The sequence below is a fragment of the Stenotrophomonas sp. JAG2 genome, from assembly GCF_041080745.1.
GTDB classification, from domain to species: domain Bacteria; phylum Pseudomonadota; class Gammaproteobacteria; order Xanthomonadales; family Xanthomonadaceae; genus Stenotrophomonas; species Stenotrophomonas maltophilia_AA.
In genome coordinates, this window is sequence record NZ_JBEUMH010000011.1 from 21851 (window position 1) to 47367 (window position 25517).

Sequence of the window (25517 nt, forward strand, 5' to 3'; positions counted from 1 at the left end):
AGTGTGCCTGAGCGGCACACCGCAGTGCGCTCAGGACACGCCGCCGCAATCGGGTTCGAGCAGGCGCGAACGCGCCAGCCAGTCTTTGTCGGGGTAATACGCGAACACCATCGTGCCGCCGCGCAGGCTGTCGATCAGCGGCCGGGCCACGGACAGGCGCACCGCCGGGCAGCCCAGGCTGCGGCCCAGGCGCCCCTGCAGGCGCGCGATCGCGGGATTCACGTACGGCGCGCCATGGATGACGATCGCGCGGTCGCGGGCGTGGTCGTTGAAGCCCGGTTCCAGTCCTTCCAGGCGCAGCGAATAGCCGTTGCCGCCCATGTAGGTTTCCTTGGCGGTGAACGCACCCAAGCTGGACATGAAGCTGCCGTCCTTGTTGGAGAAATGCTGGGTGCGGTTGTCGCCGCTGTTGCGGCCATGCGCGACCCACTCCTCGAACAGCAGCCGCTGGCGCGTGAGATCGAAAATCCACATGCGCGGCTCGGTCGAGGGCCGCGAGTAATCGATCACGCTCAGCTTGCCCGGGTCGATGCCGAGTTCCGGACGACGCAGCGCGCAGTGCATCGCACGGGCCGCCAGCTGCAGCACGTGCTTGTCCGCGGCCGGCGCGGCCTTGGCCAGCATCTCGGCCATCTGCACCGGGCTGGCGGTCGGGGCCGGCGCAGGGCTGGCCGCGCCGGCCGTGGCGGATGCGATCAGGCCGCAGAACGCGGCAGGCAGCAATTTCACAACGGACATGGGCAGCACGCCAACCGGAGGCAACCCTTACAAAGTGGACCCACCGGCGTCCGATTCCAAGACAGGCTGCAGGTTCTGTTCATCGGCCACCGGGCGTACCGCTGGCAGGCTGGTGACCAGCAGCGTAGTGCCAGGCACCAGCACGCTGTAGAGCTGCTCGGCGAATTCCGGCGGCAGCGCCATCGGCAGGCTCGGCGTGGCGAGCAGGTCCGGCGTCGCATTGGCGGCGGTCTGGCCCAGCAGGGGATAGGCGGTCCAGCGGTGCAGCGGGCGGTGCGGGTCCAGCGGGCTGGGGTTGTCCTGGTAGCCCTGGCCCATCACGAACAGGGTCGTCCCCTCGAAGGCCGGCAGGGCCTTGGCTTCCAACCGCGACTCGCCGATCAGCACGCCGTCGCGCAGCACGTACAGGCGCTGGTCGTGCAGGCTGACCAGGATGCCCACCTGGCCGGCCGGGGCCGCCGCATCGTTCCAGTAATGCGCCGGGGCGTCGGTGCTCTCGACCAGCGGTTTGCCGGTGCTGCTGACCGGTGCCAGCACCGCCGGATAGGCCAGCGTCATCGGTGCGCTCTTGGCATCGGCCACCACCACGGTATCGCCGCGATGGGTCTCGCCGAACAGTTTCTGCGCGAACGCCTGCGGCAGCCGCACGCAGCCGTGCGAAGCCGGATGCCCGGGCAGGCTGCCGCCGTGCAGCGCGATGCCATCCCAGGTCAGGCGCTGCATGTAAGGCATCGGCGCGCTGTTGTAGAGGTTGGACTTGTGGTCCTTGTCCTTCTGCAGGATCGTGAACACACCGGTCGGCGTTTCATGCCCGGTCTTGCCCGAGCTGATCGTGCTCATGCCGATCGCGATGCCGTTGCGGTAGACGTAGGCGCGCTGCTCATCCAGGCTGACCACCAGCACGATCGGACCGGCCGGAGAAATCTCGGGGTGCCAGAGGAATTCGCCGGGCTTGAGATCGGTCGGGCCGCGTGGGGCCTCGGTCGTCTTGGTGGCCGTCGGCGCAGTGTTGGCGGCGGTGGCGGGAAGCGTCCCGGTCGCCAGCAGCGTCCCGAGCGCCAGACTCAACAGCGTGCTGCGTACTGCCATGTCGTGCATCCATTCGAAGAGATGCCGCCACGCTACACGAAGTGCCTGCATGCGTTCGCGAAAACAAGGGAGCACAAAAAGTAATTGCCCGGCCACACATCCCTGTGCAGACCGGGCAATCGATACATCCTTGTCGGCATCCCGCCTTCCCCCTGTGCATCCTGCCCAGTCTGGGTGCCGGCCATGCTCCGTGCACTCGGCCGTATATGCTTCCGCCATCTCAGCCCTTCCCGGGGTCTGGATGCCACCGTCCTGGTGGGTCCGCGCCAATCCTTCCGCGCCGCTTCCGTGCGTGCTGCGTCCTGCAGCTGTCGGTGCCGCCGCGGCCTCCTGCCGTGGCGACCAGTGACCGGCGTCCTGCCTGTCCCGACCCGTCCTGTTGTTCAGCGCCTCGGTACGGAGGCCGGCGCTGCCCTCCTGGGCGGTGCCTCGACCGGTGCCTGCCTGGCGCCGGTCGTCATCCGTTGTCGATTCCGTTCGACGGTTGCTGTCCCTATCCCCTTCACCCGCGCCAGGTCCTCGACGTGTTCGAAGGGTCCGTGTTGTCGCCGGTACGCGACGATCGCTTCGGCCTTCATCGGCCCCACGTTCGCCAATCCCTGCTGCAGCGTCGACGCATCCGCCGTATTGATGTTGATCCGATCGGCCGCGAAGGCCATTCCGCTCAACAGCAGTCCCAGCACCAGCGCCCTGCACGAAAACCAAGGTCCCACTGTGTAACTCCTTGTGGCTCGGAACCGGCCCCTGCCGGCAATCCTGTCGAAGGTTCCAGCGTCCCTCGCCACATACACACAGCCTATCGTCCACGGCACCTTCACACAGCAGGCCTAACACCCGACGTGGTGTAGGGAAATACCTACCCCAGCGCAGGCGTAGAATGGCGGGACTTGTCAAAAGCACTCCGGAGTTCAGATGGACAGCGCCAAGCTCGGCCAATTCGTCAGTGAAAAGTGGGACAACGAGATCGTCCCGCAATTGGTCGATTACATCCGTATCCCCAACAAATCGCCGATGTTCGACGCCGATTGGGTCGCCAACGGCTACATGGAACAGGCCGTCACCCTGATGGAGACCTGGGCCAAGGCCCAGAAGCTGCCGGGCCTGAAAGTGGAGGTCGTGCGCCTGGAAGGCCGCACCCCGCTGCTGCTGCTGGAAATCCCGGCCTCCGGCGCCGAGACCGGCGACGACACCATCCTGCTCTACGGTCACCTGGACAAGCAGCCGGAAATGACCGGCTGGGACGACGATCTCGGCCCGTGGATCCCGGTGCTGCGTGGCGACAAGCTGTATGGCCGCGGCGGCGCCGATGACGGCTACGCGATGTTCGGTTCGCTGGCGGCCGTGCTGGCGCTGCAGGAACAGGGCCTGCCGCACGCACGCTGCGTGATCCTGATCGAAGCCTGCGAAGAATCCGGCAGCTACGACCTGCCCGCCTATGTCGACCACCTGGCCGACCGCATCGGCAAGCCGTCGCTGGTCGTCTGTCTGGATTCGGGCTGCGCCAACTATGACCAGCTGTGGTGCACCACCTCGCTGCGCGGCCTGACCGGCGGCAACTTCTCGGTCAAGGTGCTCAACGAAGGCGTGCATTCCGGCGATGCCTCCGGCGTGATCCCGTCCAGCTTCCGCCTGCTGCGCCAGCTGATCTCGCGCATCGAGGACGAGAACACCGGCCGCATCCTGATCGACGGCATGAACGTCGAGATCCCGGCCGAGCGCCAGGAACAGGCCAAGCGTGCCGCCGAAGTGGTGGACACCGCGATCTTCGAGAAATTCCCGATGGTCGACGGCCTGCGGCCGATGAACGACGACCTGGCCGAACTGGTGCTCAACCGCACCTGGCGCCCGGCGCTGTCGGTCACCGGTGTGGACGGCCTGCCGCCGCTGGCGTCTGCCGGCAACGTGCTGCGTCCGCACACCGCGGTGAAGCTGTCGCTGCGCCTGCCGCCGACCGCGGACGGCAAGGCCTGCGGCGAGCTGCTCAAGGAAGCGCTGCTGCGCGATCCGCCGAACGGTGCCGAAGTGAAGCTGGACCTGGAAAAGGCCTCCAGCGGCTGGAACGCTCCGGCGATGGCGCCGTGGCTGACCCAGGCGATCGACGATGCCAGCCAGACCTTCTTCGGCAAGCCGGCGATGTACATGGGCGAAGGCGGCTCGATCCCGTTCATGGGCATGCTCGGCGAGAAGTTCCCGGGCGCTCAGTTCATGATCACCGGCGTGCTCGGCCCGCACTCCAATGCACACGGCCCGAACGAGTTCCTGCACATCCCGATGGGCAAGCGCGTGACCTCGTGCGTGTCCAAGGTGATCAGCGAGCATTACGCGGCCAGCCTGCGTGGCGAGACCAGCGGTTCGCCGGTCGCCGCCGACAGCGGCACCCGTCACGGCGGCCACGGCTGCTGCTGACGTTGGCGGACGCAGCCTGGCCTTGCTAGGCTGCGTCCACCCTCTACTGACGTCTTTGGCATGAACGGACTGTTTGGCAGCACCAGCTGGCTCTACATCATCCTGGTCGGCTTCGTCGTCGGCCTGCTCGGGCGTTTCTTCATGCCCGGCAACAACCGCATGGGCTGCCTGCTGACCATCGTGCTCGGCATCGTCGGCGCCCTGCTGGCCGGCTGGTTCGGCCAGTACATGGGCTGGTATGCGCGCGGCGAGCCCGCCGGGTTCATCGGCGCCATCCTCGGTGCGGTCGTGGTCCTGGCCGTGCTCCGGCTGTTCAGCAGCAAGCGCTGAGCACCGCCCCTCTCTTCTTTCCCGCGCGCCCCCCGGCGCCGCTTCGACGTACCCGTCCATGAACGATCCTGCTTCCGATCCGCTGCGCGCCGAACTCCGCCGGCAGTGGGCCTGCGCCGCCCTCGGCGACCCGGCCACCGCGCTCGACCGTGCCTCGGTCGACGCCGGTTTCCGCAGCTACTGGCGCGCCACCAGCGCGCGCGGCAGCCACATCGTGATGGACTCCCCGCCGGGGCTGGAGGACGTGCGGCCGTGGCTGCGCATGCACGACCTGCTCGAGCCCCATGGCGTGCGCGTGCCGCAGGTACTGGCGCGCGATGAGGACAACGGATTCCTGCTGCTGGAAGACCTGGGCGGCCCCACCCTGGCCCGCCATATCGACACCAGCAACGCCGACGCCTGGTTCGAGGCCGCGTTCGCACAGCTGATCCGGCTGCAGTCGATCCCGGTGCCGGAGGGCATGGGCAGCTTCGGCGAGGCGCTGCTGCAGCGCGACGCCGGCCTGTTCGACGAATGGTTCCTGCAGCGTCACCTCGGCCTGGAACTGGACTGCGGCGAAATCGAGAACCTGCAGCGCATGCATCGCCTGCTGATGGACAACGCGCTGCAGCAGCCGCAGGTGCTGACCCACCGCGACTTCATGCCGCGCAACCTGATGCCGATCGACGGTGGCCCGGCGGTACTGGACTTCCAGGATCTGGTGCGCGGGCCGATCGCCTACGATCCGGTCAGCCTGTTCAAGGACGCGTTCCTGAGCTGGCCGATCGAGCGGGTGGACGTCTGGCTGGCGCGCTATCACGCGCTCGCCCTGGCCGCCGGCCTGCCGGTGCGGCCGTGGCCGCAGTTCCTGCGCGATGCCGACTGGATGGGCGTGCAGCGCCATCTGAAAATCCTCGGTCTGTTCGTGCGCCTGCGCGACCGTGACGGCAAGGGCCATTACTTCGAGGACGCCCCCCGTTTCATCCAGTATCTCGACGAGGTGCTGCCCCGCCATCCCGAACTGGCACCACTGCACGCCCTGTTCGAGCTGCGGATCAAACCGGCCCTGGCCCGCATCGCCGAGCCGGTGCTGGCGCGCCCATGAAAGCGATGATCTTCTCGGCCGGCAAGGGCGAGCGCATGCGCCCGTTGACCCTGCACACGCCCAAGCCATTGCTGGTCGCTGGCGGCAAGCCGCTGATCGTCTGGCACCTGGAACGGCTCGCCGCGGCCGGCATCGATGAGGTGGTGATCAATACCGCGTGGCTCGGCAATCAGTTCGCGCCCGCGCTCGGCGACGGTGCGCGCTGGGGGCTGCGGCTGCACTTCATCGACGAGGGCGCGGTGCCGCTGGAAACCGGCGGCGGCATTCTCAACGCGCTGCCGATCCTCGGCGAGGCACCGTTCCTGGTGATCAACGGCGATGTGTGGACGGACGTGGATGTCGCCACGCTCCCGCGCATGCCCGCCGGTGATGCGCATCTGGTGCTGGTCGACAATCCCGCGCAGCACCCGCGCGGCGATTTCATCCTGCACGCCGATGGTCGCGTCAGCGATGACGGCGACAGCGCGCGACTCACCTATGCCGGTGTGGGCGTATACCGCCCGGCGATCATCGACGGTTGGCGCGCGGTGATCGGCGCGACCGTCGGCGCCGCCGCAACGCCCCCACAGTTCGGCCTGGCCCCGCTGCTACGGCATGCGATGGCGCAGGGCCGCGTGACCGGCCAGCACCATCGCGGCCGATGGACCGATGTGGGCACCCCGGAACGCCTGGCGCAGCTGGATGCGGAACTGAACGCCTGACCCTGCCAGGGTAGAGCCACGCCATGCGTGGCTGACGCAACCAGGACGCCGGCACCGAGTGCATCCACGCATGGCGTGGATCTACGGGCCGTTTCCCGACCGTTACAACAGGTGCGGACCGTCTTCCAGGACCTGCCGCAGGAACGGCACGGTGATGCGGCGTTGCGCCGCCAGTGATTCGCGGTCCAGCCAGTCCAGCAGGCTGACCAGGCTGCCGAGTTCACGACCGGTGCGGGTCAGCAGCCATTCGATCGCCGCCTCATCGATCGCCAGGCCACGGCGCGCCGCGCGCTCGCGCAGCACCGCCGCACGGCCTTCGTCGTCCAGCGGCTGCAGTACCACGCGCACGCACTGCTGCAGGCGTGAACGCAGGTCCGGCAACACCAGCCCGAGCTGGTCCGGTGCGTGCTGCGCGGTGTACAGCAGGGTGATCCCCGTCGCGCGCGCACGGTTGTGGAAATCGAACAGCGCCACTTCGTCGTCGCGCTGCCCGGCCACGGCATCCAGCCCATCCAGCGCGACCAGGTCGCGGCCTTCCAGTGATTCCAGCGCGGCGCGCGTGCGGCCCACCACCGCCTTCAGCGGCAGGTAGGTCGGCTGGCGGCCGGCCTGTTCGGCCAGCGAGCACATTGCCAGCGCCTGATGGGTCTTGCCGGTGCCCGGCGCGCCCTCCAGGTACACCCAGTCATGCGCGGCGCCCACGGCAATGGCGCGCAGCTGCGCCAGCGCACCATCCGGCGCACCGATGAACGTCTCCAACCGCTCGTCCTGCGGGTAGCGCAGGGCAAGCGGCAACTGCGGAACGACACTCACTGCGCGTCCGGCCCCTTCGGGTTGCCCACGATCACGATCTCGGGCTTGTCGACATACGCATCGAGCACGATCGCCGACTTCTCACCGGCATACAGATCGCTCTGGCGATAGCGCTGGTGCGCGTAACGCAGCAGCACGTTGCTGACCGCCGCCACCGGCAGTGCCAACAGCATGCCGAGGAAGCCGAACAACTGGCCACCGGCCATCACCGCGAAGATCACCGCCACCGGGTGCAGGCCGATCTTGTCGCCGACGATGCGCGGGGTCAGCACGTAGCTTTCCAGCAGCTGGCCCACGGTGAACACCACGCCGACCAGGATCAGCAGCTTCAGATCGAAGCCCTGCGCCTGCACCAGCGCCGCCGCCACCGCCATCACGATGCCGGTGGTCGCGCCCAGGTACGGGATGAAGCTGATCAGGCCGGCGACCAGCCCGATCAACAGGCCCAGCTTCAGGCCGACCAGCGACAGGCCCGCGGCGTACACCACGCCCAGCGCGATCATCACCAGGAACTGGCCACGGATGAACGCACCGAGCACCTCGTCCGACTCACGCGCCAGCTTGGTGATGGTGCCGACATGGTTGCGCGGAATCATCGAGGCCACGCGCTCGACCAGCTTGTCCCAGTCGCGCAGGAAGTAGAACGCCAGGATCGGCAGCAGCAGGAGGTTGACCACCCACGTGACCATGGTGAAGCCCGAGCGCTGCACGTAGCCGAAGAAGGTCTTGGCGAACCCGCCGGCCTGCTGCCAGTGGCTGCGCACCCACTCGATCAGGCGGTCCGGGTCCATCCACTGCATGATCTCCAGCCCGGTCTTCTGCTCGAACCACGGGATGCCTTTTTCCATCAGCCACTGCTGTGCCTGCGGGATCGCCGCCACCAGGGTGGCGATCTGGCGTTCGATCATCGGCACCAGGATCAGCAGCGCGGCGGTGATCAGCAGGATCATGGCCACGAACACCAGCACCACGCCGGTGTTGCGCGAGCGGCCGGTGGCCTCGATACGGTCGACCAGCGGGTCGCCCAGCCACGCCAGCGCCAACGCCAGCACGAACGGCGTCAGGATCGGGCCGAGCAGCCAGATCACCCAGCCGGCGAAAAGCGCCACCAGTACGAATTTCAACCGTCGGAGGAACTGCGCGATTTCTGCTTCGGGGGTGAGGATCATCGCAGGCGGTACTCGTTGCTGGCAGGCGGCGGCAGGGCCGAGGGACTGGTTTCATCGATCGGCACCGGCAGCGGCGCGGTCGGCGCGATCACGCCGTTCTCGCCCAGCATGCGGTTCAGGCCGGCCAGGCCGGTGGTCATCTCCAGCGACAGCTCCAGCCGGTCGCCCGAGGCGCGCACCGGGGTGACGTTGCGGACCACGGCGGTCTCGCGCAGGCCAGCGGCCAGGCGCATGTAGTCCTCGGCGCTGTTCAGGCCCAGCACCACGATGGTGTACGTGCCGGCCGCACCGGTGGCGGCACCGGCCTTGGCGTACCGGCGCACCAGCGCATCGGCGGCACCGTCGGCGCCACTGGCCATGGCGCGACGGGCGTCGCTGTCCTTGGTGGTCCACTTGTTGAGTTCTTTGCCACCGTCGACGAACACCCAGTCGGCCACCCAGCCGCTGCCGTCGCGGTAGAGCTTGCCGATCAGCTGCATCGGCGGGGCATAGCGCGCCGAGGCGCGGGCCACGGACGCGGTGTCCTGGCGCCAGATCGCGCCGACCAGCGCCTGCTCGGCCGCGCTGCCCGAGGGCAGGCCCAGCTTGTAGCCGCGCTCGATGGCGCGATTCAGCAGCGGGCGGGCCGCATTGGCCTGCTGGACGGTCACCAGGCGCGGGCCGGAGCCGTCGTCGATGGCCAGCCAGATCACCGGCTTGGGACGCGGCTGCGGCCACAGCGGCAGGCCGAGGGCCGAGATCAGGCCGTCAACGTCATCCTCGCGGAAGCGGGCGACCAGAATCGTGCGGTAGCTCGGCGCGCCACCAGCCGAGGTGCTCTGGTCCTGGCGGTAGTCATAGCTGGCCACGTAATCCTTGGCATTGCGCAGGGCCTGCATCACCCCCGGGCGGCTCATCACGCTGCGGTCGCCCGAGAGTTTGGCCAGCACGTTGCCCAGCGCCCTGGCCAGGGCACCGTTGCGGTCCGAATCGGCCTGGCTGTTGACCGGGACCTCGGCCTCGTAAGCGCCACTGGCACTGGCCACATCGCCTTCGGTGCGCAGGCCGCTCTGGGCCATCGAGGCCACCGGCAGGCACAGCGCGAGGAACATCATGAAAAAGAGGCTGCGGCGCATCAGGACTTCCATTGAGCGTATCCGGGGGGAATTGTTGCCCGAATAGGGCCTGCGCGCCAACGTGGCCTGTTAAAATCGCGCTTTCACCCCAGCGCAGCGCCGACGCCCGTGACCAATTCCCCGTCCCATCCCTCTCCCCTGACCTACCGCGACGCCGGTGTCGACATCGACGCGGGCAATGAGCTGGTCGAGCGCATCAAGCCGCTGGTGAAGCGCAGTTTCCGCCCGGAAGTCATGGGCGGGCTGGGTGGCTTCGGCGCCCTGTTCGACCTCTCCAACAAGTACCGCGAGCCGGTCCTGGTCTCGGGTACGGACGGCGTGGGCACCAAGCTGAAGCTTGCACAACAGCTGGGCCGCCACGACACGATCGGCATCGATCTGGTCGCCATGTGCGTGAACGACGTGCTGGTGCAGGGGGCCGAGCCGCTGTTCTTCCTGGATTATTTCGCCACCGGCAAGCTGGACATCGACACCGCTGCGGCGGTCGTGGGCGGCATCGCCAACGGCTGCACCGAGGCCGGTTGCGCGCTGATCGGCGGTGAAACCGCGGAAATGCCGGACATGTATGCCCCGGGCGAGTACGACCTGGCCGGCTTCACCGTCGCCGGCGTCGAGAAGAGCGAGCTGAAGGACGGCGCCAGCGTGGCGGCCGGCGACGTGCTGATCGGCATCGCCTCCTCCGGCCCGCACTCCAACGGCTACTCGCTGGTGCGCCGCATCTACGACCGCGCAGGCCAGCCGGCCGAGCTGGAGCTGGAGGGCGGGGTCAAGCTGGTCGATGCGCTGATGGCGCCGACCCGCCTGTACGTCAAGCCGATCCTGGCGCTGCTGAAGACCCACGGCGCGGCGATCCACGGCATGGCCCACATCACCGGTGGCGGCCTGACCGAGAACATCATCCGCGTGGTGCCCGACGGCCTGGGCCTGGACATCAAGGCCGATGCCTGGACCCTGCCGCCGGTGTTCCAGTGGCTGCAGAAGGAAGGCGCCGTGGCCGACAGCGAAATGTGGCGCACCTTCAACTGCGGCATCGGCTTCGTGCTGATCGTGGCGGCCGACCAGGTCGCCGCGGTCAGTGCGGCCGTGGCCGCGCAGGGCCTGGAGCACTGGACCATCGGTGAAGTGACCACCGCCGACGGCGCCGAACGCGTCAAGATCGGCTGAGCCCGGCCATGGAGCCCCGCCCGGAGGCCGCTGCTCAACCGCCGTCGCTGCCCGTCGCAGCGGCGCCGGCCCTGCCGGCCACCGCGGGTGACACCTCGCAGCTGCAGTTGCTGTCGGTCTTCCACTATGTCGTGGCTGGCCTGACCGCCCTGTTCTCGCTGTTCCCGCTGATCTACCTGCTGATGGGGGTGGCGGTGATCTTCGCCGCGCCGACGCCGCTGGCGCCCGGTGAGGCGCCGCCACCGTTCGATCCGCGCCTGATCGGCTGGGTGTTCGTGCTGATCGGCGGCCTCGGCTGCGCGGCCGGACTGGTCCTCGCCGGCTACATGGCCTACGCCGGGCGCTGCCTGGCGCAGCGCCGACGCTACCTGTTGTGCATGGTCGTGGCTGGCATCGCCTGCATCTTCATGCCGTTCGGCACCGCGCTGGGTGTGTTCAGCCTGGTGGTGCTGTCACGCCCGGCAGTCAAGGCGGCCTTCGAAACCGCATGAGCAGCCGTATCGCCGTACTCGCCTCCGGCCGGGGCAGCAATCTCCAGGCCATCCTCGATGCCATCGCCGCGCAGCGGCTGGATGCGCAGGTTGTGGCCGTGCTCTCGGACAAACCCGAGGCCTCGGCCCTGCTCAAGGTCGGCCCGGGGCAGCGCTGGGCACGCTCGCCCAGGGACTTCGCCGACCGCGCCGCCTTCGACGCCGCGATGGCCGAGGCGCTGGAGGCCTTCGCCCCGGACTGGATCGTCTGCGCCGGTTACATGCGCATCCTCGGCCCGGCCTTCGTGGCGCGGTTCGACGGGCGCCTGGTCAATATCCACCCCTCGTTGCTGCCGCTGTACAAAGGCCTGCACACCCATGCCCGCGCGCTCGAGGCCGATGATGCCGAGCACGGCGCCAGCGTGCACTTCGTGGTGCCCGAACTGGATGCCGGCACCGTGCTCGCCCAGGCCCGGGTGCCCGTGCAGGCCGGCGACACCGCCGAGACGCTGGCGCTGCGGGTGCTGGCGGTGGAGCATCCGCTGCTGATCGCCAGCCTCTCGCTGCTGGTCAGCGGCCGCGTAACTGAACAGGCAGGTCAGCTCCAGCTCGATGGTCACCCCCTGTTTAGCCCGCTGCGCCTAGATTGCGCCGGACAGCTGAACCGATAAGCGCCGCGCACACGCGCCGCTGATCCCGGCGCTGGCATTCTTTCCCCTCCTCCACCGACCGGCCCGCATGAGAACGCCTGTGTTCAAGCCCGTGCTGCTGATGGCATCCCTGCTGTGCACCGCTGCTCTTGCCCACGCGCAGGAGACGCCCACGCCACCGCTGCCCGCGTTGCCTGCCATGGACTGGGAGGCGCCGCCGCTGCAGCCATTCACCGCCACCTACCAGGCCCTCTACAAGGGCAAGCAGGCCGGCGATGCGACCATGCGCGTCACCCACACCGGGGGCGACCAGTGGCGCGTGGACATGCAGGTGGTCGGCCGCAGTGGCTTTGCCAGTGTGCTCGGGCTGAACCTGGAACAGAGCACGGTGTTCGAGAACCGCAACGGCACCTATGTGCCGTTGAGCCAGAGCACGGTGCGCAAAGGCCTGTTCCTCGGCAAGAAGGTCACCGGCACCTACGACTGGAAGGCCGGCACCGCGCAGTGGCTGGGCGACCTGAAGAAGGAGCGCCGCCAGCCGATTCCGCTGCAGCCCGGCGACCAGAGCGCGCTGCTGCTGAACCTGGCGATCATGCGCGACGCCCGCCCCGGTGGGCAGATGCATTACCGCTATGTGGACGTGGGCCGCGTCCGCCAGCACGACTACCAGGCCGCGCCGGACACCGAGAACGTGCCGGTCGGCGATCTGTCCTACAACGCGCTGCGGGTGTATCGCACCAACGGCGGCAATGACGAAACCATCCTCTGGATCGCCAACGGTGTCCCCACGCCGGTGCGCATCCTGCAACGCGAAGACGGCGAAGATCGGATTGATCTGCGCCTGATCGAATACCAAGGAGTCTGAGCATGACCACACTGAACCGTCCGCTGACCTGGATCGCCGCCGGCGCGCTTGCCGTGGTGAGCCTGCCCGCGATGGCACTGCAGCCGTTCAAGGCCGATTACCAGGCCAGCTACATGGGCATGCAGGCCAACGGCACCATGACCCTCACCAGCGAAGGCGCCAATAAGTGGCGTTACAGCCTCAACGTCAAGAACCAGCTGGCCGATCTCAGCCAGAACACCGTGTTCGAGGAAGCCAACGGCCGCCTGCGCCCGCTGAGCAGCAACGACCGTTCGGTGCTGCTGGTCAAGAAGCGCAACGTGGATGCCACCTACAACTGGAGCAGCAACCAGGCCACCTGGACCGGCGACGTGAAGCCGGACCGCCGCGGTCCGGTCGCGCTCAAGGCCGGTGACATGGATGCTCTGCTGATCAACCTGGCGATCGCACGCGACCTGGCCGCCGGCAAGCCGCTGAATTACCGCATGGTCGACGAAGGTCGGATCAAGCCGATGTCCTACAAGGTGGTCGGCAAGGAAAAGATCACGGTGGGCGGCAAGTCCTACGACGCGACCAAGGTCTCGCGCGTGGATGGCAACAAGGAACTGATCGCCTGGATCGTGCCGGAGTTCCCGGTGCCGGCGCGCCTGCTGCAGCGTGAGAGCGGCAAGGATGCGCTGGATCTGACGATCAAGGGCATGAACTGACCAAGAAAAACGCCCGCTTGCGCGGGCGTTTTTTATTCCGGCTTGGCTTCGCCGAACACCGTCCTGCAGTCGACCCGGATCTGCTGGCGCGTGTCGCGCCAGTAGTAGGTGCTGCAGTGGCGGTTGCCGTCGACCTTCTTCTCCACGCCGACCGCATAGAACGACTGGAACACCTCGGTACGGCTGACCGTGCCGTCCGCGTTCCAGTCCATGTCTTCCTGCTGGATGCCCTGGGTGATCGCGATGCCGGCGTACCAGGCATAGCCCAGCCACGCCAGCACGATCAGCACCAGGACCAGCAGCGCCTTGCGGCGGCGGGTGAACCGGCCGCGCAGGATCATGCCGCGACGCGCCGGATAGTGGCGCCCAGCGAAGACAGCTTCTCTTCGATGTTCTCGTAGCCGCGGTCCAGGTGGTAGATGCGATCGATGGTGGTATCCCCTTCGGCCATCAGGCCCGCCAGGATCAGCGAGGCCGATGCGCGCAGGTCGGTCGCCATCACCGGCGCACCGCTGAGCTGTTCGGTGCCGCGCACGATCGCGGTATGCCCCTCGACCTGGATGTCCGCGCCCAGGCGCAGCAGTTCGTTGACGTGCATGAAACGGTTTTCGAAGATCGTCTCGTTGATCACGCCCACACCGTCGGCCACGCAGTTGAGCGCCATGAACTGCGCCTGCATGTCGGTCGGGAACGCCGGGTACGGCGCGGTGGTCAGGTTGACCGCGCGCGGGCGCTTGCCTTCCATGTCCAGGGTGATGCTGTTTTCCGTGGTCTCGATCTTCGCACCGGCCTCGACCAGCTTGGACAGCACCGCATCCATGGTGTTCGGGCGCGCGCGGTTGACCGTGACCTTGCCGCCGGTCATCGCCGCGGCCACCAGGAAGGTGCCGGTTTCGATGCGGTCGGGCAGCACTTCATGACGGCCGCCGGAGAGCTTCTCCACGCCTTCGATCACCAGGCGGGCGGTGCCCAGGCCTTCGATCTTCGCGCCCAGCGCGATCAGGCAGTGCGCCAGGTCGGTGACTTCCGGCTCCATCGCCGCGTTGTCCAGCACGGTGGTGCCTTCCGCCAGCACGGCGGCCATCAGCACGTTCTCGGTGCCGGTGACGCTGACCATGTCGAAGGTGAAGTGCGCACCCTTCAGGCGCTTGGCCTGGGCCTTGATGAAGCCGTTCTCGACGGTGATTTCCGCCCCCAGGGCCTGCAGGCCCTTGATGTGCTGGTCGACCGGACGCGAGCCGATCGCGCAGCCGCCCGGCAGCGACACTTCGGCCGCGCCGAAGCGGGCCAGCAGTGGGCCCAGCACCAGGATCGAGGCGCGCATGGTCTTGACCAGCTCGTACGGGGCCACGTGCTGGTCCACCGAACGCGGGTCGACCACGATCGCACTGCCGCGCGACAGGGTGCCCTGGTCGATGGTGACCTTGGCACCCAGCTCGCCGAGCAGCTTCACGGTGGTGACCACGTCGTGCAGGTGCGGCACGTTGGTGATTTCCACCGGCGCATCGGCCAGCAGGGTGGCGCACAGGATGGGGAGGACAGCGTTCTTGGCGCCGGAAATGTTCACTTCACCGTGCAGCGGCTTGCCGCCGGTCACTACGATCTTGGCCATGGAGTCTGCGCAATAAGAAAAAGGAGGGGGGCTTGGCTGGTCGGCTTACCGACCGGCTTCGGCCGGGGTGACGGTCTTCAGCGCCAGCGCGTGGATCGCCCCGCCCATCAGATCGCCCAGGGTCGCGTAGACCATGCGGTGGCGCGCCAGCGGCATTTTGCCGGCAAAGGCGTCGCAGACCACGGTGGCCTCGAAGTGCACGCCGTCGTCACCCTGCACGTCCGCGCGGGCGCCAGGCAGGCCGGTTTCGATCAGATTGCGGATGGTCTCGGCGTCCAACGGGCTTTCCTAATAAAATGAGCGCTCATTCTACTCTTCCACGTGGCGCTCGCATGGCTGTCTCGCCCCAACTCCCCCATCCGGCCGACGCGGCGGCACTGGTCGCCAGCGGCCGCCGCGTGTTCGAGATCGAGCGCGATGCGCTGGGCGCGGTCGCCGACCGGCTGGGCGAAGCGTTCAGCCAGGCCTGCCAGCTGATGCTGCAGAGCAAGGGCCGCGTGGTCGCCACCGGGATGGGCAAGTCCGGCCATGTGGCGCGCAAGATCGCCGCCACGCTGGCCTCGACCGGGACCCCGGCCTTCTACGTGCATCCCGGTGAAGCCGGGCATGGCGACCTGGGCATGATCACCAGCGCCGACGTGGTGCTGGCGCTGTCCTACTCGGGCGAGTCCGACGAGCTGCTGATGCTGCTGCCGGTGCTCAAGCGCCAGGGCAACCGCCTGATCGCGATGACCGGGCGGCCGCAGTCCAGCCTGGCCAGCGCGGCCGACGTTCACCTGGATGTCAGCGTGCCGGCCGAGGCCTGCCCGCTGGCCCTGGCCCCCACCTCCAGCACCACCGCCTCGCTGGCGATGGGCGATGCGCTGGCCGTGGCCCTGCTGGATGCCCGCGGCTTCACCGCCGACGATTTCGCGCGTTCGCACCCAGCCGGCAGCCTGGGCCGCCGCCTGCTGCTGCACATCACCGATGTCATGCACAGCGGCGATGAGCTGCCGCGCGTGGGGGTCGATGCCAGCCTCAGCGAGGCCCTGGTGGAAATGAGCCGCAAGCGCCTGGGCATGACCGCCGTGGTGGATGCCGACAACCGCCTGATCGGCCTGTTCACCGACGGCGACCTGCGCCGCGCGCTGGATACCGACCTGGACGTCCGCAGCGCGCGGATCGCCGATGTGATGACCCGTGGCCCGCGCACGATCGGCGCCGATCAGCTGGCGGCCGAGGCCGCGCAGCTCATGGAAGCCCACAAGATCACCGGCCTGCTGGTGGTCGATGCGGAGGGTCGCCTGGTCGGCGCACTCAACATTCATGACCTGTTGCGGGCCCGGGTGGTTTAAACCACAGTTGCCTTCCTCCATTCAGCTGAGCTCCCCCCAGACGATGCCTTACTCCCCGTTGCCCGGTTTCCCGTCCCACCTGCATGCCGCCGCCGGCCGTATCCGGCTGGCCTGCTTCGACGTGGACGGCACGCTCACCGACGGTCGGCTCTACTACGACAAGGACGGCAACGAGAGCAAGGCGTATTACGTGCAGGACGGACTCGGCCTGAAACTACTGCAGCAGCATGGTATCCACCCGGTGCTGATCACCGCGCGCAACAGCCAGTCCGCGCTCCGGCGCGGCGCGGACCTGGGCATCGATACCCAGATCGCGGTCGGCGACAAGCTGGCCAGCGTCAAGGCGCTGTGCGGGCAACATGGCATCGGCCTGGACCAGGTGGCCTTCATGGGCGATGACCTGCCCGACCTGGCCCCGCTGTGCGCGGTCGGCCTGGCGGTCGCCCCGGCCAACGCCCACCCGTGGATCGCCGAACGCGTGCACTGGCAGACCCGCAGCGACGGCGGCCAGGGCGCGGCGCGCGAGCTCTGCGATGTGCTGCTGGCAGCGCAGGGCCATGTGGATGCGGTGCTGGCGAGGTTCGGCGCATGAACATGCGTACCGCCATCGGGGGCCTGCTGCTGGCCGCCGCCCTGCTGACTGGCTGGCTGGCCCTGCACCATCGCGGCAAAGCCCCGGCGGCCGAGGGCGAAGATGCCACCAAGGATTACGTGCTGCACGATTTCCAGATCGTGGCGCTGGACGAACAGGGCAAGGAATCCACCACCCTGCGCGCCCCGCTGCTGGAACGCGCGCGCAGCGATGAGACGATGACCCTGACCACCCCGGTGTTCCTGCTGCCCGACCAGGACGGCAACCACTGGGAAATGCGCGGTGACAGCGGTTGGGTCAGCGCCAAGGGCGACCAGCTCAAGCTCACCGGCAACGTCAGCGGCGACAGCCCCAAGGTTGCCGGCACGCCGCCCACCACCTTCCGCACCGATCACCTGGACGTGTTCCCGAAAGAGAACCGTGCCAAGACCGATGCCCGGGTCACCATGACCCGCCCGGGGCTGTCGCAGACAGGCGTCGGCTTCGAAGCCGACATGAAAACCCGGCAGTACAAACTCCTTTCACAGGTCAAGACCCGCTATGAACCGAACGCTGCCCGCTAAGCTCGCGCTGCTCGCCCTGCTGCTGCCCGGCGTGGCGCTGGCCAAGTCGTCCGACCGCAACCAGCCGATGAACCTGGAATCCAACAGCAACGACTGCAACCTGACCGATGATGCGGGCAAGTGCACGTTCACCGGCAACGTGGTGATCACCCAGGGCACCCTGGTGATCCACGCCGCCAACGCCGATCTGTTCCGCAAGAACGGCGATATCGAACGCGTCGTGCTGACCGGCAAGCAGGCCACGCTGGAACAGGAAATGGATGACGGCTCCAAGATGAATGCCTGGGCCGACAACATGGATTACAACGTCAACAGCGAAGTGATCATCCTCACCGGCAACTACAAGGTCGAATCGCCGCGCGGCACCAACAGCGGCCAGAAGATGACCTACAACACCCGCACCGGCAACATGCAGAGCGGTGGCGACGGCACGCGCGTGCGCACGGTTATCCAGCCCAAGAACAAGGGCGCCGCACCGGCTGCCCCGGCCGCCAAACCGGCCACGCCGGCGGCCAAGCCTGCCGCCGCGCCGGCCACCGGGAGCAAGAAGTAATGCTCGTCGCCAAAGGCCTGCGCAAGCGCTACAAGCAGCGTGAAGTCGTCAAGGATTTCGGGCTGACCCTGGAGGCCGGTGAAGTGGTCGGCCTGCTCGGCCCCAACGGTGCCGGCAAGACCACCTGCTTCTACATGATCGTCGGCCTGGTCGAGACCGACGCCGGCAGCATCGTGCTGGACGGCAAGGACATCACCAGCGACCCGATGTATACCCGCGCCAAGCAGGGCGTGGGCTACCTGCCGCAGGAACCCTCGGTGTTCCGCAAACTGACCGTGGCCGACAACCTGCGCCTGGTGCTGGAACTGCGCGAAGACCTGGACAAGGCCGGCCGCGAAAAGGAACTGGCCAGCCTGCTGGACGAGCTGCAGATCAACCACGTGGCCGACCAGCTGGGGGCGAGCCTGTCCGGTGGTGAGCGCCGCCGCTGTGAAATCGCCCGCGCGCTGGCCGCCAAGCCGCGCCTGATCCTGCTCGATGAACCGTTCGCCGGCGTCGACCCGATCTCGGTCGGTGAAATCCAGCGCATCGTCACCCACCTCAAGCAGCGCGGGATCGGGGTGCTGATCACCGACCACAATGTCCGCGAAACCTTGGGAATCTGCGACCGCGCGTATATCCTCAACGAGGGCAGCGTGCTGGCACAGGGCGCGCCGGACGAGATCCTGGCCAACGCCGACGTCCGCCGCGTCTACCTTGGGGACACCTTCAAGCTCTGATCCAGCGGCCGCCGCAACGCCTTCCTTCCGTTCGGCACAGGCATGAAAGCACGGCTGCAGACATCGATGGGGCAACACCTGGTCATGACGCCGCAGCTGCGTCAGGCGATCAAGCTGTTGCAGATGTCCAGCGCCGAGCTGGAGCTGGAGATCAACGAGGCGGTGGAGACCAACCCGCTGCTGGACTGGGCCGAGAACGCTGAACCGGCGCTCGAGGCCAGTCCCGGCGAGGACGCGCCGCCGCCCGCCCCCACCGATACCCACGCCGACGGCGAGCACCAGGTCTCGGCCAGCGATGACTGGTCGCCCGGTGAAGGCGACTGGACCAGCGGCAGCAGCGGCGGCTCGTTCGACGATGACGACAACGGCAGCGCCGCCGAGCGCGTGGCCGAGACCGAATCGCTGGCCGACCACCTGCTCTGGCAGCTGCACCTGTCCCACCTCTCGGCCCGGGACCGCAGCATCGGCGCGGCCCTGATCGACGCCTTCGAAGACGACGGCTACCTGCGCGAGCCGCTGGCGGCCATCGCCGAGACCCTGCGTCCGGGCATCCAGGCCGACGAGGCCGAAATCCTGACCGTCCTGCACCAGATCCAGCGTTTCGACCCGGTCGGGGTCGGTGCGCGCTCGCTGGGCGAATGCCTGGACCTGCAGCTGCTGGTGCTGCCCGCCGACACCCCCGGGCTGGCCCTGGCCCGGCGCATCGCCGATGGGCCGCTGGAGCGCCTGCCGCGCAGCGGCGTGGCGGGCATCGCCCACGAGCTGCGCGAGCCGGTGGCCGAGGTCGAGGTCGCCGTGCAGCTGCTGCGCTCGCTGGACCCGCGCCCGGGCACCCAGATCGGCGAGCTCTCCCACGACAGCTACGTGGTGCCGGACTGCGTGGTCTGGCGCCAGAACGGCGTCTGGCGCGCGGCCCTGGCCGGCCATGCCGGGCCCCGGGTGGTCATCCACCGGGGCTATGAACAGATGATCCGCCGCTGCGGAGAAGCCGACGCCGGTTACATGCGCGCCCACCTGCAGGAGGCGCGCTGGCTGCTCAAGGGCCTGGAGGCCCGCGGCGAGACCCTGCTGCGGGTCATGCGCTGCCTGCTCGATCAGCAGGCCGCCTTCCTGGAGTTCGGCGAACAGGCGCTGCGCCCGCTGACCCTGCGTGAAGTAGCCGGCGAGCTCGGCCTGCACGAATCGACCATTTCCCGGGCGATCGCCCGCAAATACGTGCGCACGCCGCGCGGGACCCTGCCGCTGCGCGGCTTCTTCGCCTCGGGCATCGATACCGACAGCGGTGGCGAAGCTTCCAGTACCGCCATCCAGGCCATGCTGCGCCGCCTGATCGATGACGAGAACCCGCGCAAGCCGCTTTCTGACGCCAAGCTGGCTGACCTGCTCAAGACCTCGGGAATACCGGTGGCGCGACGCACCGTGGCGAAGTATCGTGAAGCCATGAACATTTCCGCCTCGCACGAAAGGGTAAGAATCGTCTGACGCTCCACCGCGCCCGGCGGGAAGGTTCATTGGCACATCCGAACAAAGGAGAAACCCGATGCACATCGAGACGTTTGGCAAGGACCACCTTGAGATCACCCCGGCTCTGAACGAGTACGTGGAGACCAAGCTGGAACGGCTGAGGAAGCACTTCGACCAGCACTGCGAGGTTCGCGTGCAACTGTCGATCCGCAAGCCGGAGCACCATGCCGATGCGAGTGTGAATGTTCCCGGGCAGACTCTGCACGCGGACGCCAGCGGCCCCACCATGTACGCCGCGATCGACATCCTGGCCGACAAGCTCGACCGCCTGGTCATCAAGCACAAAGAGAAAAAGCAGCAGCACGCACCGCAACCGCTGCCGGTGGGCGACAATGAGGGCTGATGCCCTCGTTTCCACCCCGACATGCCTCTGACTGATCTTCTGGCGGCCGTCCGCACGCAAGTGCTGCCGGCCGCCGATCGCGACAGCGTGCTGAAGGCCGCAGCCCGCCTGCTGGCCTGCCGCGAAGCCAACGCCGAGCTGCTGTACCAGAACCTGTGCCAGCGCGAGACGCTGGGCAGCACCGCCATCGGCCATGGCATCGCCATCCCGCACGGCCGTGCGCCCCTGCTCGAACGCCCCCGCGGCGCGCTGCTGCGGCTGGAGTCGCCGGTGGAGTTCGGCGGCGATGAGCCGGTGGACCTGGTCTTCGCGATTGCCGTTCCCGCGCATTACACCCATCAACACCTGATGCTGCTGTCCGAGCTGGCCGAGCTGTTCTCCGAGCCGGCCATCCGCCAGGCGCTGCGCGAAGCGCGCGACGGCGACGAACTGCGTCGGGTCATCGAATTTCCCCCGCCGGCGAGTGCCGCATGAATACCAGCATCACCGCGCGCGAACTGTTCGAACAGCAGCGTGACCGTCTCGCCCTGCGCTGGATCGCGGGGCAGAAAGGCGAGCGCCGTGAGCTGGAAGCCGGCAACAAGGTCTCGCGCCGCCCCTCGCTGGCCGGTTACCTCAACGCGATCTACCCGAACAAGGTGCAGATCCTGGGCACCGAAGAGCTGTCCTGGCTGGACTCGCTGGACTCGCGCCAGCGCTGGGAGACCATCGAGCGGATCATGCAGTCGCATCCGCTGGCACTGGTGATCACCCGCAACCAGTCCTGTCCGGAAGACCTGCGCGCGGCCGCGGACGAATCGCAGACGCCCCTGTGGATCTCGCCCAAGCGCGGTCATGAGCTGCTCAACCACCTGTCCTACCACCTGGCGCGCACGCTCGCGCCGCGGGTGATCCTGCATGGCGTGTTCATGGAGATCTACTCGATCGGCGTGCTGATCACCGGCGAGGCGGGCTCGGGCAAGAGCGAGCTGGCGCTGGAACTGCTCAGCCGCGGCCACCGGCTGGTCGCCGACGATGCCCCCGAGTTCACCCAGATCGCCCCGGACGTGCTCGACGGCACCTGCCCGGAGCTGCTGCAGGACCTGCTGGAAGTCCGTGGCCTGGGCGTGCTCAACGTGCGCGAGATGTTCGGTGACACCGCTGTAAAGAAGAACAAGTACCTTCGGCTGATCGTCCACCTGACCAAGCCGATGACCGAGCCCACCCCCTACGGCTATGAACGCCTGACCGGCGACTCGGGTACCCGCCACGTGCTGGACCTGGACGTGCCGCTGATCACCCTGCCGGTGATGCCCGGGCGCAACCTGGCCGTGCTGACCGAAGCCGCCACGCGCCTGCACATCCTGCGGACCAAGGGCATCGACCCGGCCGCGATGTTCATCGCCCGCCACAGCAACATGTTGGAACGCCGCACGCCATGAACACCCCCGCCCCCGCCTCCGCCCCGACCGCCGCAACCCTGATCATCGTCAGTGGCCTGTCCGGTTCCGGCAAGACGGTCGCGCTGAAGACCTTCGAAGACCTCGACTACTACTGCTCGGACAACCTGCCGATCGACCTCCTGCCGGATTTCGTGCGCAGCCTGCTCGGCGATCCCGGCCGCGAGGCCCCGCGACGGCTCGCGGTCGGCATCGACGTTCGCGCGCAGAGCGACCTGACCCAGCTCTCGCACTGGCGCGAAGACGCCAAGGCCGCCGGCCTGGATGCGCAGCTGCTGTTCTTCGATGCCACCGATGAAAGCCTGCTCAAGCGCTACGCCGACACCCGTCGCCGCCATCCGCTGAGCCAGCTTGGCCTGTCGCTGCCCGAAGCGATCGCCCGCGAACGCGAACTCACCGCGCCGCTGCGCCGCGCCGCCGATGCGGTGATCGATACCACCAGCCTCAACGTGCACCAGCTGCGCCGCAAGGTCGTGACCGAATTCGCGCTCGCCTACGGCAACAAACTGTCGCTGCTGTTCGAATCGTTCGCCTACAAGCGCGGCGTCCCGGCCGAAGCCGACTTCGTGTTCGACGTGCGCGTGCTGCCCAATCCACACTGGGACCCGGAGCTGCGCCCGCTGTCCGGCCGCGATGCCGGCGTGCGCGAGCATCTGGACGAACAGCCCGATGTGCAGCGCTACGCGGCCCAGCTCGTCGATTTCCTCGACACCTGGCTGCCGCGGCTGGGCAATGACACCCGCAGCTACGTCACCGTCGCCTTCGGCTGCACCGGCGGCAAGCACCGCTCGGTCTACATGGCCGAACGCATGGCCCGCCATGCCCGCGACCAGGGCTGGCCCGAAGTGGCCACCTTCCACCGGGAACTGGACTGAACGCGGCGCTTCCGGACCGCCCTGTCCTGCCCCGACCCGGGACAGGCCATCGGCACGCTGAACCGCGGAACACAGCAGTCTTTCACGCGTGCTATCGCCAATTCATGTTGACCTGTTAACGTTCGGGAATGACCTGTGGCATTCTCCTCGTAACTCATCCCGGTGTCGGCACGGCCCTGCTGGACGTGGCGACACGGCTGCTGCGGCACCTGCCGCTGAAGACCGAAGCTTTCGAAGTACCGTTCGACGCAGATATGGACGTCCTGCTCCCGCTCGCCTCGGCCGCTTTGCGCCGGGTGGACAGTGGACAGGGCGTGCTGATCCTGACCGACCTGTACGGCGCCAGCCCCAGCAATCTGGCCGGGCAACTGGCGCGTCTGGGCACCCCGGCACGCCGGGTTTCGGCGCTGAGCCTGCCGATGTTGATGCGGGTGATGAATTATCCGGAACAGGGACTGGATCAACTGCCTGCCACAGCCGCGGCAGGCACTCGCAATGGAGCGATTGTCGACGATGCTTGAACGTGAACTCACCGTATCCAACCGCCTGGGCCTGCATGCCCGCGCCACTGCCAAGCTGGTGCAGGAGCTGGCGCCGTTCCGCTGCAACGTGACCATGGCCGCCAAAGGCCGTGAGATCAATGCCAAGAGCATCATGGGCGTCATGCTGCTGGCCGCCGGCCAGGGCACCCCGGTCACCGTGCGCATCGACGGCGAAGACGAAGCCGCCGCGATGGACGCGGTGGTGGCCCTGTTCGAACGGCGTTTCGACGAGGACAACTGAGCATGGGGGGGCAACCGCGATCGGGATCCTCCGCACCGGCCCGGACCGCGTCCGGGGCGATGCTGTTGTCCGGCCACGGTGCCTCGCGCGGCAATGCCCTGGGCCGTGTCCGGGTGCGCCTGCCACATGCCCTGGAAGTCGCCGAGCAGCGCATTCCGCCGTCCAAGATCGACGCCGAACTGGCGCGCCTGCATGTGGCCGTGGAAGCGGCACGCGGCGAAATGCACGATCTGCGGCAGCGCCTGCATGGCGCGCTCAACCAGGAGGTCGGCGAGTTCCTCGACCTGCATGCCCTGCTGCTCGATGATCCGGAGCTGCTGTTCGGGCTGGACGAGCTGATCCGCAGTGGCCCGTACAGCGCCGGCTACGCCCTGCGCGTGCAGCGCGATCGCCTGGCCAAGGTCTTCGATGGCATGGACGATGCCTACCTGAAGAGCCGCATGGACGACCTGGACCATGTGATCGGGCGCATCCATGCCTTCCTGCAGAAGCGCCCGCCGGACGTCAAAGGCATGGCCGGCGAGATCCTGATCTGCGACAACATCGCGCCCTCCGAGCTGGCCCAGCTGCAGGCCCACGGCGTGGTCGGCATCGTCACCGCCGGGGGCAGCGCGCTGTCGCACAGCGCGATCCTGGCGCGCAGCCTGCATCTGCCGTTGATCGTCAACGTCCCCAACGTGCTGCAGAAGGTCGCCGACGGCGACGTGCTGATCATGGACAGCAGCGACGGCACGGTCACCATCAACCCGCAGGCACCGGACCTGCGCGATTACCGCGTGCGGCTTCGCGAACACGCGCGCGAACAGCGCGAGCTCGGCCGCCTGCGCACCAAGCCGAGCCGCACCCGCGACAACGTCGACATCGCGCTGCTGGCCAATGCCGAATCCAGCGAGGACGTCACCCAGGCGCATGCGCTGGGCGCACACGGGCTGGGCCTGTACCGCACCGAATTCCTGTTCCTGCAGCGCAACGAGCTGCCGGACGAGCAGGAACAGTTCGAGACCTACCGCGATGCCGCGCTCGGCATGAGCGGGCGGCCGGTCACCATCCGCACCCTGGACCTGGGCGCGGACAAGGCCGACCGCACCGGGCTGACCCTGAGCAATGAAGAAAATCCCGCGCTGGGCCTGCGCGGCGTGCGGCTGTCGCTGGCCCGGCCGAAAGTGGCCGACACCCAGCTGCGCGCGATCCTGCGTGCGTCGGCCTACGGCAAGCTGCGCATCCTGATCCCGATGGTCAGTACCCGCGAGGAAATCCTCGCCGTGCGCAGGCGCCTGCATAAGCAAGCCGAGCTGTTGCGCGCAGAGGGGCACGAGGTCGCCGAGCACATCCCGTTCGGCGCGATGATCGAAGTCCCGGCCGCGGCGATCGCGCTGGAGAGCTTCATCGACCTGGTCGACTTCCTCTCGATCGGCACCAACGATCTCGTCCAGTACCTGCTTGCCGCCGACCGCAACAACGAAGCCGTGGGCGAGCTGTATTCGCCGCTGCACCCGGCGGTGGTGCGGCTGCTGGCGCATATCCTTCGCACCGGCCAGGCCTACGACATCCCGGTGGCGGTCTGTGGCGAGATCGCGGGCGACCCGATGATGACGCGCCTGCTGCTCGCGCTGGGCCTGACGGAATTCAGCCTGCACCCGGGCACGCTGCTGGAAGTGCGCCGCGCGGTGCGCGACAGCGACCTGTCCGTGCTGCAGGCGATGGCGCCCAAGCTGCTGCAGGCGCGCGACCGCCGCGGCATCGAACGCTGGATCGAGAAGGCCAGCCTGGACCGGTAGGTATCGACCGTTGGTCGATACGCGCCTGACCGCGGGGCGTCACCTGCAGCACGACCAACGGTCGTGCCCTACCCGATTGACACACAAGCACGCGATAATGACGCGGTGACCACCGCCCATGC

The 25517-nt window shown here is 67.9% G+C and carries 31 protein-coding genes; 22 read left to right on the forward strand and 9 right to left on the reverse strand.

The window, feature by feature from the left end; genetic code table 11:
- Positions 1-30: 30 nt before the first annotated feature.
- The 3 genes from AB9O74_RS14425 to AB9O74_RS14435 all read right to left on the reverse strand — a co-directional run bounded on the left by AB9O74_RS14425 (position 31) and on the right by AB9O74_RS14435 (position 2486).
- Positions 31-738 carry a murein L,D-transpeptidase catalytic domain family protein gene (locus tag AB9O74_RS14425; protein ID WP_346489698.1) on the reverse strand — a complete coding sequence of 236 codons (708 nt, stop codon included), beginning with the start codon at positions 736-738 and terminating at the stop codon, positions 31-33.
- A gap of 27 nt (positions 739-765) precedes the next feature.
- Positions 766-1827, reverse strand: a complete 1062-nt coding sequence (locus AB9O74_RS14430) for a L,D-transpeptidase (RefSeq protein WP_369349716.1) — start codon at positions 1825-1827, stop codon at positions 766-768.
- A gap of 383 nt (positions 1828-2210) precedes the next feature.
- A complete protein-coding gene (locus AB9O74_RS14435) occupies positions 2211-2486 on the reverse strand; it encodes a ComEA family DNA-binding protein (protein ID WP_176990850.1) in 276 nt (91 codons plus the stop codon).
- Positions 2487-2739: 253 nt separating this feature from the next.
- On the opposite strand from AB9O74_RS14435, the gene AB9O74_RS14440 reads away from it, so the two are divergent.
- From AB9O74_RS14440 to murU, 4 genes are read left to right on the forward strand one after another with little or no spacing between them, the layout of a single operon-like run.
- The gene (locus AB9O74_RS14440; RefSeq protein ID WP_369349717.1) at positions 2740-4233 is read left to right on the forward strand and encodes a M20 family metallopeptidase; all 1494 of its coding nucleotides are present in this window, start codon (positions 2740-2742) and stop codon (positions 4231-4233) included.
- 60 nt (positions 4234-4293) lie between these two features.
- Positions 4294-4563, forward strand: coding sequence for a GlsB/YeaQ/YmgE family stress response membrane protein (locus AB9O74_RS14445; protein ID WP_176990824.1), 270 nt, complete (start codon positions 4294-4296; stop codon positions 4561-4563).
- A gap of 58 nt (positions 4564-4621) precedes the next feature.
- On the forward strand, positions 4622-5647 hold the full coding sequence (locus AB9O74_RS14450) for an aminoglycoside phosphotransferase family protein (protein ID WP_369349718.1): 1026 nt from the start codon (positions 4622-4624) through the stop codon (positions 5645-5647).
- Positions 5644-6348 carry an N-acetylmuramate alpha-1-phosphate uridylyltransferase MurU gene (gene murU / locus AB9O74_RS14455; protein ID WP_369349719.1) on the forward strand — a complete coding sequence of 235 codons (705 nt, stop codon included), beginning with the start codon at positions 5644-5646 and terminating at the stop codon, positions 6346-6348. Before AB9O74_RS14450 ends, murU begins: the two co-directional genes overlap by 4 nt.
- A 102-nt stretch (positions 6349-6450) precedes the next feature.
- Here the strand turns inward: murU and hda are convergent, their stop codons facing one another.
- Genes hda through AB9O74_RS14470 form a run of 3 tightly spaced genes read right to left on the reverse strand, consistent with a single transcriptional unit; the run spans position 6451 to position 9445 of the window.
- Positions 6451-7161: a DnaA regulatory inactivator Hda gene (hda, locus tag AB9O74_RS14460; protein ID WP_176990827.1), complete on the reverse strand. Its 711-nt coding sequence runs from the start codon at positions 7159-7161 to the stop codon at positions 6451-6453.
- On the reverse strand, positions 7158-8330 hold the full coding sequence (locus AB9O74_RS14465; RefSeq protein WP_346479511.1) for an AI-2E family transporter: 1173 nt from the start codon (positions 8328-8330) through the stop codon (positions 7158-7160). The genes hda and AB9O74_RS14465 overlap by 4 nt, the downstream gene beginning before the upstream one ends.
- Positions 8327-9445, reverse strand: a complete 1119-nt coding sequence (locus tag AB9O74_RS14470; RefSeq protein ID WP_369349720.1) for a DUF2066 domain-containing protein — start codon at positions 9443-9445, stop codon at positions 8327-8329. The genes AB9O74_RS14465 and AB9O74_RS14470 overlap by 4 nt, the downstream gene beginning before the upstream one ends.
- A gap of 138 nt (positions 9446-9583) precedes the next feature.
- On the opposite strand from AB9O74_RS14470, the gene purM reads away from it, so the two are divergent.
- From purM to AB9O74_RS14495, 5 genes are all read left to right on the forward strand, one after another.
- Complete coding sequence (purM, locus tag AB9O74_RS14475) at positions 9584-10609, forward strand: phosphoribosylformylglycinamidine cyclo-ligase (protein ID WP_176990851.1); 1026 nt, start codon at positions 9584-9586, stop codon at positions 10607-10609.
- An 8-nt stretch (positions 10610-10617) separates the two neighbouring features.
- Complete coding sequence (locus tag AB9O74_RS14480; RefSeq protein WP_369349721.1) at positions 10618-11100, forward strand: hypothetical protein; 483 nt, start codon at positions 10618-10620, stop codon at positions 11098-11100.
- Complete coding sequence (gene purN, locus AB9O74_RS14485) at positions 11097-11750, forward strand: phosphoribosylglycinamide formyltransferase (protein ID WP_369349722.1); 654 nt, start codon at positions 11097-11099, stop codon at positions 11748-11750. Before AB9O74_RS14480 ends, purN begins: the two co-directional genes overlap by 4 nt.
- Positions 11751-11817: 67 nt before the next feature.
- Complete coding sequence (locus AB9O74_RS14490) at positions 11818-12594, forward strand: DUF3108 domain-containing protein (RefSeq protein ID WP_176990831.1); 777 nt, start codon at positions 11818-11820, stop codon at positions 12592-12594.
- A gap of 2 nt (positions 12595-12596) precedes the next feature.
- Positions 12597-13280, forward strand: a complete 684-nt coding sequence (locus tag AB9O74_RS14495) for a DUF3108 domain-containing protein (protein ID WP_176990832.1) — start codon at positions 12597-12599, stop codon at positions 13278-13280.
- 32 nt (positions 13281-13312) lie between these two features.
- Here the strand turns inward: AB9O74_RS14495 and AB9O74_RS14500 are convergent, their stop codons facing one another.
- From AB9O74_RS14500 to AB9O74_RS14510, 3 genes are read right to left on the reverse strand one after another with little or no spacing between them, the layout of a single operon-like run.
- On the reverse strand, positions 13313-13621 hold the full coding sequence (locus tag AB9O74_RS14500; RefSeq protein ID WP_176990833.1) for an EF-hand domain-containing protein: 309 nt from the start codon (positions 13619-13621) through the stop codon (positions 13313-13315).
- Positions 13618-14892: a UDP-N-acetylglucosamine 1-carboxyvinyltransferase gene (gene murA, locus AB9O74_RS14505; protein WP_369349723.1), complete on the reverse strand. Its 1275-nt coding sequence runs from the start codon at positions 14890-14892 to the stop codon at positions 13618-13620. The genes AB9O74_RS14500 and murA overlap by 4 nt, the downstream gene beginning before the upstream one ends.
- A gap of 45 nt (positions 14893-14937) precedes the next feature.
- Positions 14938-15171 (reverse strand): BolA family protein, encoded by a 234-nt coding sequence (locus AB9O74_RS14510; protein WP_176990835.1) that lies wholly within the window; start codon positions 15169-15171, stop codon positions 14938-14940.
- A gap of 53 nt (positions 15172-15224) precedes the next feature.
- On the opposite strand from AB9O74_RS14510, the gene AB9O74_RS14515 reads away from it, so the two are divergent.
- From AB9O74_RS14515 to ptsP, 13 genes are all read left to right on the forward strand, one after another.
- A complete protein-coding gene (locus tag AB9O74_RS14515) occupies positions 15225-16226 on the forward strand; it encodes a KpsF/GutQ family sugar-phosphate isomerase (RefSeq protein WP_369349724.1) in 1002 nt (333 codons plus the stop codon).
- Between the two features lie 43 nt (positions 16227-16269).
- On the forward strand, positions 16270-16818 hold the full coding sequence (locus tag AB9O74_RS14520; RefSeq protein WP_176990837.1) for an HAD family hydrolase: 549 nt from the start codon (positions 16270-16272) through the stop codon (positions 16816-16818).
- The gene (gene lptC, locus AB9O74_RS14525; RefSeq protein ID WP_176990838.1) at positions 16815-17381 is read left to right on the forward strand and encodes an LPS export ABC transporter periplasmic protein LptC; all 567 of its coding nucleotides are present in this window, start codon (positions 16815-16817) and stop codon (positions 17379-17381) included. Before AB9O74_RS14520 ends, lptC begins: the two co-directional genes overlap by 4 nt.
- A complete protein-coding gene (gene lptA / locus AB9O74_RS14530; protein WP_369349725.1) occupies positions 17359-17934 on the forward strand; it encodes a lipopolysaccharide transport periplasmic protein LptA in 576 nt (191 codons plus the stop codon). The genes lptC and lptA overlap by 23 nt, the downstream gene beginning before the upstream one ends.
- Entirely contained in the window at positions 17934-18653 is a 720-nt protein-coding gene (gene lptB / locus AB9O74_RS14535; RefSeq protein ID WP_019185407.1) for an LPS export ABC transporter ATP-binding protein, read from the forward strand. Before lptA ends, lptB begins: the two co-directional genes overlap by 1 nt.
- Positions 18654-18695: 42 nt before the next feature.
- Positions 18696-20135 (forward strand): RNA polymerase factor sigma-54, encoded by a 1440-nt coding sequence (locus AB9O74_RS14540; RefSeq protein ID WP_354273821.1) that lies wholly within the window; start codon positions 18696-18698, stop codon positions 20133-20135.
- Between the two features lie 58 nt (positions 20136-20193).
- Positions 20194-20520: a ribosome-associated translation inhibitor RaiA gene (gene raiA, locus AB9O74_RS14545; RefSeq protein ID WP_046274055.1), complete on the forward strand. Its 327-nt coding sequence runs from the start codon at positions 20194-20196 to the stop codon at positions 20518-20520.
- A gap of 21 nt (positions 20521-20541) precedes the next feature.
- Entirely contained in the window at positions 20542-20994 is a 453-nt protein-coding gene (locus AB9O74_RS14550) for a PTS sugar transporter subunit IIA (protein ID WP_121043141.1), read from the forward strand.
- The gene (gene hprK, locus AB9O74_RS14555) at positions 20991-21941 is read left to right on the forward strand and encodes an HPr(Ser) kinase/phosphatase (protein WP_176990842.1); all 951 of its coding nucleotides are present in this window, start codon (positions 20991-20993) and stop codon (positions 21939-21941) included. Before AB9O74_RS14550 ends, hprK begins: the two co-directional genes overlap by 4 nt.
- Positions 21938-22834: an RNase adapter RapZ gene (rapZ, locus tag AB9O74_RS14560; protein ID WP_176990843.1), complete on the forward strand. Its 897-nt coding sequence runs from the start codon at positions 21938-21940 to the stop codon at positions 22832-22834. The genes hprK and rapZ overlap by 4 nt, the downstream gene beginning before the upstream one ends.
- A gap of 128 nt (positions 22835-22962) precedes the next feature.
- The gene (locus AB9O74_RS14565) at positions 22963-23355 is read left to right on the forward strand and encodes a PTS sugar transporter subunit IIA (protein WP_019185401.1); all 393 of its coding nucleotides are present in this window, start codon (positions 22963-22965) and stop codon (positions 23353-23355) included.
- Complete coding sequence (locus AB9O74_RS14570; protein ID WP_019185400.1) at positions 23348-23617, forward strand: HPr family phosphocarrier protein; 270 nt, start codon at positions 23348-23350, stop codon at positions 23615-23617. Before AB9O74_RS14565 ends, AB9O74_RS14570 begins: the two co-directional genes overlap by 8 nt.
- Positions 23618-23676: 59 nt before the next feature.
- On the forward strand, positions 23677-25395 hold the full coding sequence (gene ptsP / locus AB9O74_RS14575; RefSeq protein WP_369349726.1) for a phosphoenolpyruvate--protein phosphotransferase: 1719 nt from the start codon (positions 23677-23679) through the stop codon (positions 25393-25395).
- Positions 25396-25517 lie beyond the last annotated feature (122 nt).

Coding starts and splice junctions, on each gene's coding strand:
- ptsP (WP_369349726.1), top strand. CDS start 23,677: ATGCTGTTGTCCGGCCACGGTGCCTCGCGCGGCAATGCCCTGGGCCGT.
- AB9O74_RS14570 (WP_019185400.1), top strand. CDS start 23,348: ATGCTTGAACGTGAACTCACCGTATCCAACCGCCTGGGCCTGCATGCC.
- AB9O74_RS14470 (WP_369349720.1), bottom strand. CDS start 9,445: ATGCGCCGCAGCCTCTTTTTCATGATGTTCCTCGCGCTGTGCCTGCCG.
- AB9O74_RS14430 (WP_369349716.1), bottom strand. CDS start 1,827: ATGGCAGTACGCAGCACGCTGTTGAGTCTGGCGCTCGGGACGCTGCTG.
- AB9O74_RS14500 (WP_176990833.1), bottom strand. CDS start 13,621: ATGATCCTGCGCGGCCGGTTCACCCGCCGCCGCAAGGCGCTGCTGGTC.
- AB9O74_RS14450 (WP_369349718.1), top strand. CDS start 4,622: ATGAACGATCCTGCTTCCGATCCGCTGCGCGCCGAACTCCGCCGGCAG.
- AB9O74_RS14515 (WP_369349724.1), top strand. CDS start 15,225: ATGGCTGTCTCGCCCCAACTCCCCCATCCGGCCGACGCGGCGGCACTG.
- AB9O74_RS14425 (WP_346489698.1), bottom strand. CDS start 738: ATGTCCGTTGTGAAATTGCTGCCTGCCGCGTTCTGCGGCCTGATCGCA.
- AB9O74_RS14490 (WP_176990831.1), top strand. CDS start 11,818: ATGAGAACGCCTGTGTTCAAGCCCGTGCTGCTGATGGCATCCCTGCTG.
- AB9O74_RS14440 (WP_369349717.1), top strand. CDS start 2,740: ATGGACAGCGCCAAGCTCGGCCAATTCGTCAGTGAAAAGTGGGACAAC.
- AB9O74_RS14465 (WP_346479511.1), bottom strand. CDS start 8,330: ATGATCCTCACCCCCGAAGCAGAAATCGCGCAGTTCCTCCGACGGTTG.
- lptB (WP_019185407.1), top strand. CDS start 17,934: ATGCTCGTCGCCAAAGGCCTGCGCAAGCGCTACAAGCAGCGTGAAGTC.
- hprK (WP_176990842.1), top strand. CDS start 20,991: ATGAATACCAGCATCACCGCGCGCGAACTGTTCGAACAGCAGCGTGAC.
- purN (WP_369349722.1), top strand. CDS start 11,097: ATGAGCAGCCGTATCGCCGTACTCGCCTCCGGCCGGGGCAGCAATCTC.
- AB9O74_RS14520 (WP_176990837.1), top strand. CDS start 16,270: ATGCCTTACTCCCCGTTGCCCGGTTTCCCGTCCCACCTGCATGCCGCC.
- murU (WP_369349719.1), top strand. CDS start 5,644: ATGAAAGCGATGATCTTCTCGGCCGGCAAGGGCGAGCGCATGCGCCCG.
- AB9O74_RS14550 (WP_121043141.1), top strand. CDS start 20,542: ATGCCTCTGACTGATCTTCTGGCGGCCGTCCGCACGCAAGTGCTGCCG.
- murA (WP_369349723.1), bottom strand. CDS start 14,892: ATGGCCAAGATCGTAGTGACCGGCGGCAAGCCGCTGCACGGTGAAGTG.
- lptA (WP_369349725.1), top strand. CDS start 17,359: ATGAACCGAACGCTGCCCGCTAAGCTCGCGCTGCTCGCCCTGCTGCTG.
- AB9O74_RS14435 (WP_176990850.1), bottom strand. CDS start 2,486: ATGGCCTTCGCGGCCGATCGGATCAACATCAATACGGCGGATGCGTCG.
- AB9O74_RS14540 (WP_354273821.1), top strand. CDS start 18,696: ATGAAAGCACGGCTGCAGACATCGATGGGGCAACACCTGGTCATGACG.
- AB9O74_RS14565 (WP_019185401.1), top strand. CDS start 22,963: ATGACCTGTGGCATTCTCCTCGTAACTCATCCCGGTGTCGGCACGGCC.
- AB9O74_RS14480 (WP_369349721.1), top strand. CDS start 10,618: ATGGAGCCCCGCCCGGAGGCCGCTGCTCAACCGCCGTCGCTGCCCGTC.
- AB9O74_RS14495 (WP_176990832.1), top strand. CDS start 12,597: ATGACCACACTGAACCGTCCGCTGACCTGGATCGCCGCCGGCGCGCTT.
- lptC (WP_176990838.1), top strand. CDS start 16,815: ATGAACATGCGTACCGCCATCGGGGGCCTGCTGCTGGCCGCCGCCCTG.
- AB9O74_RS14445 (WP_176990824.1), top strand. CDS start 4,294: ATGAACGGACTGTTTGGCAGCACCAGCTGGCTCTACATCATCCTGGTC.
- raiA (WP_046274055.1), top strand. CDS start 20,194: ATGCACATCGAGACGTTTGGCAAGGACCACCTTGAGATCACCCCGGCT.
- rapZ (WP_176990843.1), top strand. CDS start 21,938: ATGAACACCCCCGCCCCCGCCTCCGCCCCGACCGCCGCAACCCTGATC.